Raw genomic sequence first — 12,511 nt, 5'->3', positions numbered from 1 at the left:
TTGCTTTAATTCTTATCTTCTAATAAAGGAACAAATCGAAATTCTCCAAACTCATGTTTTTCAAATTGTGTTTCATTCTTACGAATCAGTAAAGTCATAATCTGAACATCTTCTCCCAGCGGAATAACAAGCCTTCCTCCTATTTTAAGCTGTGCCATTAAAGGCTGTGGAATAAACGGAGCTCCAGCAGTAACAATAATACTATCAAAAGGCGCATAGCTCGGTAATCCTTTATAACCATCACCAAAAGACAAATGTTTTGGACGAATGTTTAATTTTGGAAACAAATTAGAAGTTGTTCTAAACAACTCACTCTGTCTTTCCACACTGTACACTTTTGCTCCCAACATAAACAAAACCGCTGTTTGATACCCTGATCCTGTACCAATTTCTAAAATTTTATGGTCTTTTTTAACCTCTAACAATTGCGATTGAAAAGCAACTGTATAAGGTTGCGAAATAGTTTGCCCTGCTCCTATAGGAAATGCCTTATCCTGATATGCATAATCTTCAAAACTTGAATTTAAAAAAAGGTGTCTCGGGATTTTTTTTATCGCATCTAAAACTGCTTTATCAGTAATTCCTTTTTGTTCTAAAGTGCTTACTAATTGATTGCGAAGTCCTTGATGTTTGGCAGTATCTTTCAAAATGGATTGGTTTTATTTTTGCAAAAATAGGAAAGTAAATCAATTTTAAATGCTTTCACGCAGAATGTTTTCAACTCAGAAACTTCTTTCAATTTAATGTAATCAGAACCATTTACCACTCAAATGCTTGTATCAACCGTTCGTCATTTTTTTCAAAATTTTCAGCTGATGTGCTACTACCTTTGAAACGTTAATCAGGAAATAATAATTTGGAAAACAAAATTATGGAAACTCAAAAAGAAGTAAATGTTTGCAAAATTGCTAAATCATTAATCCTAAGATTTGCAATCATACACAATAATCATATTCAATTAATTTAATATTCAATCAAAAAAAACATTAATCATGAAAGCTAATACATTTAAAAAGGTCGCTTTTCTTTCTCTTGGAATTATTTCTACAGGAAGTTTATTTGCGCAAAACAAACCCGAAAAAGCACCATCTGTTCCTGTTACAGATACTTATTTTGGAATTAAAGTAGAAGACAAATACAGAAATCTCGAAGATTTAAAAAACGAACAAACATTAAGCTGGTTAAAAGCTCAGGCAGATTATACAAGCAATATCTTAAACTCAATTCCTGGGAAACAAACTCTTATTGATGAATTAACTTCTATAAATAACAGAATTACTGAATCGATCACTGGACTGGAAATTACAGAAGACGGCACTTATTATTATCAAAAAACAACTCCACAAGATCAGGTTGCAAAACTCTATAAAAGAGCCGGTTTAAAAGGAAAAGAAACCTTAATTTTTGACCCACAAACTTTAAAAGGTGAAGCAAAAGATATCTTTAAGATTAGTTCCTTTTCTCCAAATAAGAACGGAAAACTGATTGCTGTAAATATTTCGAAAAATGGCGGCGAAATGAGTGAAATGCTTTTAATAAATGTAGCTGACAATAAAATTTTATCTGACAAAATCGACAAGTTAAGATTTGGAGGTGCCAACTGGTTAGACGATGACAAATCGTTTTTGTACTCACAATCACCTACGGCAGATATTCATGATGCAAAAGCGCAATTGAATATTGTAACAAAATTGCACGTTGTAGGACATAATGTTGCGCAGGATAAAGTGATTTTTTCGAAGGCCATGTATCCTGAATTAAAAATTGCAGAAGAAGAAATTCCTCTTATGGCTTATGATACCGATAGTAAGATGCTTTTTCTAATACCTTCTTCTGTAGATCCGAACCAAAAAGTTTTTATGGCAAAAGGTTCTGATTTGAATACTGCTAAAATTAAGTGGAAGTTATTAACAGACAGAAAAGATGAAGTTAAAAGCTTTTCATTTAGCGATAAAGACATTTATTTCTACACAAGTCTGAATGCCCCAAAATTTAAAGTAATAAAAACCAGTATTGCTAATCCAGATTTAGCAACCGCAACACTGGTGATTCCTGAAGACAAAGAAGCCAGTTTGGAACCTATTACTATTACCAAAGACGGGATTTTTTATACCAAAATAAAAAACGGAATCGAAAGTAAATTGTTCTTCACTGATTTTGAAGGAAAAAACCACAAGGAAATTAAAACACCTAAAAAATCTGCTACCATTGTTTTAAGTTCGAGAGGAAGTAAATTTTCAGACTTATGGGTTCGAACAACAGGCTGGACAACCAAAGGAGAACGTTATAAATACGATGTAAAAACAAATAATTTTACCCGAGAAGAACTCTCAACTATTATTGAATACCCGGAGTTTGAAAATTTTGAAATCGAAGAAGTAATGGTAAAATCCTATGATGGTGTCGAAGTTCCTTTGTCCATTATTTACAAAAAAGGACTTAAAAAAGATTCAAACAACCCTGTATTATTCTATGGTTATGGCGCTTACGGAATGTCTATGTCTCCTAGTTTTAGTCCAAATCTACTTTTATGGGTAGAAAGAGGCGGAATACTTGCTGTTGCTCACGTAAGAGGTGGTGGAGAATTAGGCGAAAAATGGCATTTGGAAGGTCAAAAAAGCACAAAACCAAATACCTGGAAAGACGTAATTGCCTGCACTGAATATATGATTAAAGAAGGATATACAAATCCGACAAAAACTGCGATCTATAGTAGAAGCGCCGGAGGAATTTTTGTAGGAAGAGCCATCACTGAAAGACCAGACTTATATGCAGTAGCTATTCCGGGAGTAGGAAGCATGAATACCGTTAGAAGCGAAAATACACCAAACGGACCTGCAAATATTGCTGAATTTGGAACCATGAAAATAGAAGGTGAAGCCAAAGCTCTTATAGAAATGGACTCTTATTTACAACTAAAAGAAGGTGTTAAATATCCCGCAACCTTAACAACAGCAGGGTTCAATGACCCCAGAATCATTGTTTGGTCTCCTGCCAAATTTGCCGCTCGATTGCTTGAGGTAAATGTATCTCAAAAACCAACTTTATTAAAAGTAGATTACGAAGCAGGCCATTTCGGTGGAGCTACAAAAGCAAAATCTTACGAAGAAATTGCAGATGTTTTAAGCTTTGCACTATGGCAAGTGGGCCACCCGGACTTTCAACCTAAAAATTAATTATTTAAAATGGAACTTTGGCAATGCTGGCATTGCCAAAGTTTTTAAAACTTAAAATTATGGTCAAAATAATTATAGCTTTGACTATAGAGATAAACTTTTTTTTATTTAAAGTTTTATCTTAATCAAACTAACAGCAAAAATTCTCGTAACTTTAGTCATTGTCTTATACCTGCTCATTTAAGGTACTTTTATCGCAGGATTGATTTATGGACATCATACACCACCGAAGGTAAAATAAGCTATAAAAATGTTTCAAGAAAAGAATCGCATTTTCATTTTAGTTCAGATCATTGTATGGACTATGTGTTCAGTAATAATTTTTATTCCTCGTACTTTCATTCCAAAATTGCACGTATTGGGTTATAAAAACTGGGAAATTCTATTAGACACTTTTTTTGATATTTGTCTGCTCACTTTCCTTAGTACAGTTTTAAAATATCTTTATGACCGACACATAAAACTGGACGATTTTAAATTCCGGGAAATTATTAAAATGTTTTTTTTAATTTTCATATTTGGTCTTTTTTATTATGTGACACTAATGGCATATGATTATTTGATGCTTTATTATGTCTATGAAAAACCTCAACTTTTTGATTACCCCATTCAATCTGTAAGAAAACATATTTTAAATGTTTTTGCGATGGGATTTCTTTTCTTTCTTTGGATAGTTGCATACACCATTTACAAAACAACCACACAAATCAAGAATAACAAAATGGATCGAATGGAAATTGAAAATACTTTAAAAGATTCTCAACTGAATGCTTTAAAAGGGCAAATCAATCCGCATTTTATGTTTAACTGCTTAAATAATATTCGCGGATTAATTTTAGAGAATCCTGAAAAATCGAGAGAAATGATCACTCGATTGTCCGAAATGCTTCGATATTCGCTCGCCAAAAATGAGATTACAACAATTGTATTGGAAGAAGAAATTGAGATGGTAGAAAACTTCATTGAAATTTCAAAAATTCAAATGGAAGAACGTTTGAATTTTACTTCTCAAATAGATAAAAACACTTTAAAACTGCAAATCCCTCCAATGATCATTCAAATGCTGATCGAAAATGCGGTTAAACATGGAATTGCAAAATTAAAAGGCGGAGGTCAAATCTCATTACAAACCACACTAAAACATAACAATTTGACTATTCTGGTTGTAAATACAGGAATACTTACCATTGACAAAGATTCTACACAATTAGGTATCAAAAATATCGAGAAAAGGTTACATTTAATCTATGGCGAAAAAGCCAGTTTTAAATTGGAGGAAATAAAAAATACAGTAATTGCAAAAATAATTATTCCAATACTTTGAGTATGAAAAAAATAAAAACTGTAATTGTTGAAGATTCCCGTCTGGCCAGAAATGAGCTTAAAGAATTAATTAAGAATCATCCGGAAATTGAAATTATCGGAGAAGCCGAAAATGTAGATTCAGGCTTTAAACTAATAGAAGAAACGCAGCCGGATTTACTTTTTCTCGATATCAATATGCCCGAAAAAGATGGTTTTGAATTGTTGGAAATGCTCGACAAAGTTCCTATTACGATTTTTACAACAGCGTTTGACGAGTACGCAATTAAATCTTTCGAATACAATGCTTTAGACTACTTACTAAAACCAATAAATCCGAAAAGATTTGCTCATTCAATCGAAAAAGTAAGTCAAAATCTAATTGAAAAAGAAGAAAAAAACAATAAGAAACTGACGCTAAACAATCAGATTTTTATTCGCGATGGCGAAAAATGCTGGCTTGTAAAAATTGCCGATATCTTTCTGTTTGAAGTAGATGGCAATTATACCAAAATATTCTTTCAGAATGAAAAAGCTATACTTAATAAATCATTAAACCATATTGAAGAGAAACTTCCTGATGATTATTTCTTCCGGGCCAACCGAAACCAAATTATCAATATACAATATATACTCAAAATAGACCCTTGGTTTAGTGGCAATCTGCTTGTACAGCTTCCAAAAGAAGTAAAAGTAGAAATATCTCGAAGACAAACCAATAACTTTAAAGAGAAGTTAAGTATGTAAATACATTTAAAATTGTTCAAATAATTTCGACTTTGTCATAACTAAACTTTTACTTTCAACAAATAAATTATATTTTTGTTTAAAATACATTCTCATGTTAAAAGTAGGAGTTTTAGGTGCTGGTCATCTTGGTAAAATACATTTACGCTTATTACAACAATCTGACCAATACGAATTAGTTGGATTTTACGACGAAAATCAGGAAAATGCCGAAAGAATCTCAAAAGAGTTTGGCTATAAAAACTTCAACACAATTGCAAAATTAATTCACGCTGTGGATGTTATCGACATTGTGACTCCAACTCTTTCACATTACAAATGTGCTAAGGTAGCCATCAAATCAGGAAAACATATCTTTATAGAAAAGCCAATTGCTAATACTGTTGAAGAAGCAGAAGAAATCATTGCTTTGGCAGCAGAACACAATGTAAAAGGTCAGGTAGGTCATGTTGAACGCTTTAACCCTGCGTTTATTGCTACAAAAAACATGATTGAAAATCCAATGTTTATAGAAACCCATCGTCTGGCCGAGTTCAATCCTCGTGGTACAGATGTTCCTGTTGTTTTGGATTTAATGATTCACGATATTGATGCTATTTTGAGTGTTGTAAACTCAAGAGTAAAAAACATCAATGCAAGCGGTGTTTCAGTAATTAGTGAAACACCGGACATTGCCAATGCCCGAATCGAATTTGAAAATGGATGTGTGGCTAATCTAACCGCAAGCAGAATTTCGATGAAAAACATGCGTAAAACACGATTTTTTCAAAAAGATGCCTACATTTCTGTAGATTTTTTGGAGAAAAAATGTGAAGTGGTTCGAATGAAAGACGCTCCGGAAATTCCCGGCGATTTTGATATGATTCTACAAAATGCAGAAGGTGTAAAAAAACAAATTTATTTTACAAATCCTGATGTAGAACAAAATAATGCAATTTTAGATGAGCTGGAATCATTTGCCAATGCTATAAAAACAGATACAACACCCGTTGTAACTCTGGAGCAGGCAACAGATGCATTGAGAGTGGCTTATCAGATAATTGATTGTTTCGATAAATAAATTGGAAGTTTTAAAAAATAAATTAGCCACGAGTTCATGAATTAATTTGTGAACTCGTGGCTAAAATCATAAATATAATATCAAAATTAAATGAAAACTATAGCTGTAATTGGTGCAGGAACAATGGGTAACGGAATTGCTCATACATTTGCACAAAGTGGTTTTGTGGTAAAACTAATTGATGTTTCTGAAAAATCATTAGACAAAGGAATGGCAACTATTGCTGCCAATTTAGACCGAATGCTTTCTAAAGGAACTATCACTCAGGAAGAAGTTACTAAGACCATCACCAATATTATTACCTATACCGATATTAAAGACGGCGTTGTTGGTGTAGATTTAGTAGTTGAAGCTGCTACTGAAAATGTAGAATTAAAACTCAATATTTTCAAACAATTAAACGAAGCTTGTTCACACAACACCATTCTGGCAACCAATACTTCTTCGATATCTATTACTCAAATTGGAGCTATCGTAGCACATCCAGAAAGAGTTATCGGAATGCACTTTATGAATCCGGTGCCAATTATGAAATTGGTCGAAATCATCCGCGGATACAACACGAGCGATGAAGTTACCAAAACCATCATGGACTTATCGGTAAAATTAGGCAAAGTTCCTGTTGAAGTAAACGACTACCCAGGTTTTGTGGCCAATCGAATTTTAATGCCGATGTTAAACGAAGCCATCGAAACCTTATACAACAAAGTTGCGGGAGTTTACGAAATTGATACGGTAATGAAACTAGGAATGGGACACCCAATGGGGCCTCTTCAATTAGCTGATTTTATTGGTCTTGATGTTTGTCTTGCTATTTTAAATGTAATGTACGACGGTTTCAAAAATCCAAAATACGCCCCTTGCCCGCTATTGGTGAATATGGTGAGAGCCGGAAAATTAGGAGTAAAATCCGGTGAAGGTTTTTATGATTATAGCGAAAGTAAAAAAGCAGAGAAAATCTCTAAGCAATTTATCCTTTCCTAAAAAAGAAATACCATGTCGATAGCATCGAATTTAAATACAATCAAGGTAGGTTTACCTGAAAATGTGACTTTAGTTGCCGTTTCTAAAACAAAACCGGTTTCCGATTTAATGCAGGCTTATGATGCCGGTCAGCGTATTTTTGGAGAAAATAAAATCCAGGAAATGACTGAAAAATGGGAACAAATGCCAAAAGACATTCAATGGCACATGATTGGTCATGTACAAACCAATAAAGTCAAATTTATGGCGCCTTTTGTGAGTTTGATTCATGGTGTTGACAGCTTAAAATTGTTGCAGGAAATCAATAAACAAGCATTGAAAAACAATCGAATTATTGATTGCCTGCTCCAAATACATATTGCCGAAGAAGAAACTAAATTTGGGTTAGACGAAAACGAATTAAAAGCGCTTATCTCTTCCTCTGATTTTATAGAGTTGAAAAACATAAAAGTCTTAGGATTAATGGGAATGGCAACTTTTACAGAAGATCAAAACCAAATTAAAAAGGAATTTACACATTTAAAATCTATTTTTGATTCCATAAAAGAACTGAAAACTGAAAACTGCAATCTGACTACTGTCTCTATGGGAATGTCCGGAGATTATCAACTCGCAATTGAATGTGGTAGCACAATGGTCCGCATTGGAAGCAGTATTTTTGGAGGAAGATAAATTCTCAATATCAATGGCAATTTCAAAAATCAATTTATATAAATGGAAAAAATATTCAATTTTGAGGATCGATTAGTTCGTTTTGCCGGAGAATGTATTTTCTTTACAAGACAATTAGAGAAGTTATTCGAAAATGAATATTACAAAAATCAATTGATTAGATCATCCGGAAGTGCTTCTTTAAATTTTGGAGAAGCACAAGGTACAATAACAAACAAAGATTTTATTTTTAAACTTTCTTTAGTTGTAAAAGAATTGAAGGAATCCAGAAATTCGCTAAAAATTTTAGATTATATAAAAGAAGGTGATAATGACAAAAGAGACAAACTTCTAATTGAAGTTGAACAACTTATAGCAATTTCATCAAAAATGATAATAAATAAAAGATAATTTTTCAATGACAATTACAATAGCAATTGCAAATTTCAATTTTTAATATTGATTTTTAGCATTGACATTGATTTTTGAAATTGATATTGACATTGAAAATGTACGCAATACTAGACATAGAAACCACTGGAGGCCAGTTTAATGAAGAAGGAATTACCGAAATAGCCATTTACAAATTTGATGGCCACGAGGTAATTGACCAATTTATTAGCCTTGTCAATCCTGAAATTCCGATTCAGCCCTTCGTGGTGAAATTAACCGGAATCAATAATGCTATGTTGCGCTCTGCTCCTAAGTTTTTTGAAGTTGCTAAACGAATTATAGAAATCACTACAGATTGTATAATTGTAGCACACAACGCTTCTTTTGATTACCGAATTTTACGCACAGAATTCAGACGTTTGGGCTACAATTTTGAAGCCAGAACCCTCTGTACAGTTGAACTTGCCAAAAAATTAATTCCGGATCAACCTTCCTATAGTTTAGGAAAACTGGTACGAGCACTTGGAATTCCAATGGCAGACAGACATCGTGCCAGCGGAGATGCAATGGCAACAACCAAGCTGTTTAAAATGCTTCTGGAAAAAGACCTGGAAAAAACCATTGTAAAAGATTTTATCAAACTGGAAGTAGAAAAAGGAATTGCTCCAAAATTTCTGGATATTCTGGCACAAATGCCTGCGAAAACCGGTGTTTATTACATTTATAATGAAGGTGGAACCCTAATCTACATTGGAAAGAGCCAAAACATAAAAAAAAGAGTCAATCAACATTTTACGGGAATTACCACCAAAAGCAAAAAAATTCAGGCAGAAGTTTTTACCATTACGTATGATGAAACGGGGAGCGAATTAATTGCGCTCTTAAAAGAAAGTGAAGAAATAAAAATAAATCGTCCTAAATACAATCGTTCTCAACGAAAAACTAACTTTCACTATGCATTATATGCAGAGAAAGACACTAATAGTTATATCAATTTAAAGCTTGAAAAAGCAGACGGTCGTAAAAAAGAAATTACCTCATTTGCTACTTTGCAGGAAGGCAAAAATGCGCTATTTAGATTCACCTCAAAATACCATTTATGCCAAAAGTTAACAGGACTTTATCAAACCAAAAAAGAGTGTTTTCAATATAAAATCAAAGAATGTGATGGTGCTTGTATTGAAGAAGTAACACCTGAAGTTTACAATGCCCGTGTACAACAATTTATCGCGGAAAACAGTTTCGAAAATAAAAGCATGATTTTGCTGGACAGAGGCCGAAATGTTAACGAAAGAAGTGCCATTTTAATTGAAAATGGTCTTTATAAAGGATATGCCTTTTACGATCTAAATTATCAGATTACAAACATCGAGATTCTAAAGAATATTTTAATTCCGATGCAGCATAATCGCGATGTGAAAAACATTATTCAAAGTTACCTCCGAAAGAGTAAATCAATAAAGGTTCTTCATTTTTAACACTGTAAAACTTTCCTTATCTTCGTGAGGATGAAAAAAATAAAATCAAAATACGAAATCTTCCGGGAAAAAGTCAAAATCATCCTCTACGGGACAGATACGTTTTTGGGGAAAATGTTTGATTTGGTTCTGCTTGGATTGATCTTACTAAGTGTTATTTTGATTATGATGGAAACCGTTCAGGGAATCAATCAGAAATATCATACTCAGCTTATTATCTGCGAATGGATTATCACCGTATTTTTCACCATTGAATATGTACTTCGAATAATTTCGATTCAAAAACCAATCCGATATGTTTTTAGTTTCTACGGAATTATTGATTTAATGGCAGTTCTGCCAATGTATTTATCGATATTTTTCCCCGGAGCAAGTGTCCTTTCCATAATAAGAGCCTTACGTTTCTTTCGATTGTTTAAAATCCTGCATATTCCGCAAATTTCACATCAGTCTATTCAACTTCGGGAAGCCATCGAAGCCAGCAAAGAGAAAATTCTTGTTTTTATTTACTTCGTATTGATCAGCACCATTATAATCGGTTCGATTATGTATCTGGTCGAAGGTAAAGAATCCGGCTTTACAAGTATTCCAATGAGTATTTACTGGACGATTGTTACTTTAACCACTGTAGGTTACGGCGATATTTCTCCACAAACTCCTCTCGGACAATTCATTGCTGCTTTTGTTATGATTTTAGGTTACGGAATTATAGCTGTTCCTACTGGAATTGTAACCGCAGAATTTGCAAAAAGCAGTCTAAAAAACAGTGTCGTAAGCAGCAAAAAAACATGCAAAAATTGCAAGGCACAGGTACATTTTGATCATGCGCAATATTGCTTTGAATGTGGGACGAAATTACCGAACAATTAATTCAACGAAAATTTCTCCACCCCATTTTATTAAAAGTTAAACCAAACAAGTCTAAGGTTTTACTACCGTTAAGACTAAAAAAATATGAAATATCTAATTACCATCGTCGGACCAACAGCAATAGGCAAAACAGCTTTAAGCATTGCTCTGGCACAACATTTTAATTGTGAGATAATCTCCTGCGACAGTCGTCAGTTTTTTAAAGAAATGACAATTGGTACCGCAGTTCCAAATCAGGAAGAATTACAATCAGCGACACATCATTTTATACAGAATAAATCTATTTTCGAAAATTATACTGTTGGTGACTACGAAAAAGAGGCGCTTTTAAAGTTAGAAGAATTATTCTCAAAAAATGATTTCGCTATATTAATTGGCGGTTCAGGATTGTATGTTGATGCCATTTTAAAAGGATTCGATGAATTTCCGGAAATCGATCCTGAGATACGTTCTGACATAAACGCAAACTACGAAAAACTAGGAATCATTTATCTACAGGAGCAATTACAAAAACTGGATCCTGCTTATTATCAAAAACTCACTGTAGAAAACCCGCAAACACTCCAAAATCCGCAAAGAATGATGCGTTTTACAGAGGTTTGTATTGGGACTCAGAAACCCTACTCTTCTTTCTTAAATCAGAAGAAAAACAATCGAAACTTTATTCCGATTTCAATAGGTTTAGAAGCCGACAGAGCTGTAATTTACAACCGTATCAATCAACGCGTAGATCTGATGATGAATGGCGGTTTACTGGAAGAAGCCAAAGCTTTGTATCCCAACAAAACGTTAAATGCGCTTCAAACAGTCGGGTATCGCGAATTATTTAGTTATTTTGACGGAGAATTCCCGTTGCCATTTGCCATCGAAGAAATCAAGAAAAATACCAGACGTTTCTCAAAAAGACAACTTACCTGGTTCAAACGAAACGAAGCTACTAAATGGTTTGATTACGCGACAGACAGAAAAGAAATTATAGATTATATAGAGAATTCTTTCAAGTAAAAATCATTCTCTGTATTCTTTACTCTATTTTCTAAATCAATCTAAAATCAACAATCTAAAATCTAAAATTCAGCAATGCCAATATCTCCTAATTTCACTTCCATTCTAAGTAAAGACTGGGAAATCAATTTTACGCAATGTACACCAAATGGTTTTCTAAAATACACTGACTTATGCAACATTCTGCAATTGACAGCTGCTGCGCATTCTGAAATTGGAGGCATCAGCTTTACGGATATGCAGGAATTTGATCAGGCCTGGGTCTTAAGCCGTATGCGAGTGGAAATTATTGCTTTGCCAAAATGGCGAGATATTGTTACAGTAACCACATGGATCAACAGTTTAGAAAATTCCCGTTCAGTTCGTGCTTTAGAGATACACGCAAACGGAAAAAAAATAGTAGGATGCGAAACGTACTGGGCTGTTTTTAATACACAATTACGACGTCCGGAAGCTTTAGCTCTGCCTTACGAACATTTTGAATTGTATCCGGAGAAACGCGCTACTACAGAAGGGTTTTCGAAAATAAATATCACTCACGAAAAAGAAGCTATTTTTGAAAAAACAGTTTACCTCTCTGATCTGGATATCGTAAATCATGTCAATAATGTCAAGTATCTGGAATGGTGTCTCGATCACGTTGACCCGAAAAAAATCCTGAAACAGGAAGTAAAAAGTTTTGAAATGAACTTCATGAAAGAACTTTCGCTTCAGGACAATGTAATCATTCATGAGGGCGAAAACGATAATCAAACTATTTCAACATTCAGCATTACCAAAGGCGAGAAAACATCTTTTGCTTTAAAATTACACTGGAAATAAAAGAAGATAAAAAAAACCAATTT

The 12,511-nt window shown here is 33.6% G+C and carries 12 protein-coding genes; 11 read left to right on the top strand and 1 reads right to left on the bottom strand.

Annotation, left to right across the window (positions count from 1 at the left end):
• Nucleotides 1–5: 5 nt before the first annotated feature.
• Nucleotides 6–647: a protein-L-isoaspartate(D-aspartate) O-methyltransferase gene (locus tag OLM58_RS17175; RefSeq protein ID WP_017497113.1), complete on the bottom strand. Its 642-nt coding sequence runs from the start codon at nt 645–647 to the stop codon at nt 6–8.
• A 345-nt stretch (nt 648–992) separates the two neighbouring features.
• Between OLM58_RS17175 and OLM58_RS17170 the strand changes: the two genes are divergently transcribed.
• From OLM58_RS17170 to OLM58_RS17120, 11 genes are all read left to right on the top strand, one after another.
• Nucleotides 993–3,176 carry a prolyl oligopeptidase family serine peptidase gene (locus OLM58_RS17170; RefSeq protein ID WP_264529858.1) on the top strand — a complete coding sequence of 728 codons (2,184 nt, stop codon included), beginning with the start codon at nt 993–995 and terminating at the stop codon, nt 3,174–3,176.
• Between the two features lie 544 nt (nt 3,177–3,720).
• Nucleotides 3,721–4,500, top strand: coding sequence for a sensor histidine kinase (locus OLM58_RS17165; protein WP_264529857.1), 780 nt, complete (start codon nt 3,721–3,723; stop codon nt 4,498–4,500).
• Nucleotides 4,501–4,502: 2 nt separating this feature from the next.
• Complete coding sequence (locus OLM58_RS17160) at nt 4,503–5,225, top strand: LytR/AlgR family response regulator transcription factor (protein ID WP_264529856.1); 723 nt, start codon at nt 4,503–4,505, stop codon at nt 5,223–5,225.
• A gap of 94 nt (nt 5,226–5,319) precedes the next feature.
• A complete protein-coding gene (locus tag OLM58_RS17155) occupies nt 5,320–6,285 on the top strand; it encodes a Gfo/Idh/MocA family protein (protein ID WP_264529855.1) in 966 nt (321 codons plus the stop codon).
• A gap of 90 nt (nt 6,286–6,375) precedes the next feature.
• Nucleotides 6,376–7,269 carry a 3-hydroxyacyl-CoA dehydrogenase family protein gene (locus OLM58_RS17150; protein WP_264529854.1) on the top strand — a complete coding sequence of 298 codons (894 nt, stop codon included), beginning with the start codon at nt 6,376–6,378 and terminating at the stop codon, nt 7,267–7,269.
• A 12-nt stretch (nt 7,270–7,281) separates the two neighbouring features.
• Entirely contained in the window at nt 7,282–7,941 is a 660-nt protein-coding gene (locus OLM58_RS17145; protein WP_264529853.1) for a YggS family pyridoxal phosphate-dependent enzyme, read from the top strand.
• A 42-nt stretch (nt 7,942–7,983) separates the two neighbouring features.
• On the top strand, nt 7,984–8,331 hold the full coding sequence (locus OLM58_RS17140; RefSeq protein WP_173967644.1) for a four helix bundle protein: 348 nt from the start codon (nt 7,984–7,986) through the stop codon (nt 8,329–8,331).
• 98 nt (nt 8,332–8,429) lie between these two features.
• Complete coding sequence (locus tag OLM58_RS17135) at nt 8,430–9,791, top strand: exonuclease domain-containing protein (protein ID WP_264529852.1); 1,362 nt, start codon at nt 8,430–8,432, stop codon at nt 9,789–9,791.
• A gap of 30 nt (nt 9,792–9,821) precedes the next feature.
• The gene (locus OLM58_RS17130; RefSeq protein ID WP_264529851.1) at nt 9,822–10,661 is read left to right on the top strand and encodes an ion transporter; all 840 of its coding nucleotides are present in this window, start codon (nt 9,822–9,824) and stop codon (nt 10,659–10,661) included.
• Nucleotides 10,662–10,745: 84 nt separating this feature from the next.
• Complete coding sequence (miaA, locus tag OLM58_RS17125; RefSeq protein ID WP_264529850.1) at nt 10,746–11,666, top strand: tRNA (adenosine(37)-N6)-dimethylallyltransferase MiaA; 921 nt, start codon at nt 10,746–10,748, stop codon at nt 11,664–11,666.
• A gap of 75 nt (nt 11,667–11,741) precedes the next feature.
• Nucleotides 11,742–12,488, top strand: a complete 747-nt coding sequence (locus OLM58_RS17120) for an acyl-[acyl-carrier-protein] thioesterase (protein WP_264529849.1) — start codon at nt 11,742–11,744, stop codon at nt 12,486–12,488.
• The last annotated feature ends 23 nt before the right edge of the window (nt 12,489–12,511 follow it).

The sequence above is a fragment of the Flavobacterium sp. N502540 genome, assembly GCF_025947365.1.
In the GTDB taxonomy this organism is placed as follows: domain Bacteria; phylum Bacteroidota; class Bacteroidia; order Flavobacteriales; family Flavobacteriaceae; genus Flavobacterium.
This window is presented reverse-complemented; position numbering and strand designations above follow the sequence as displayed.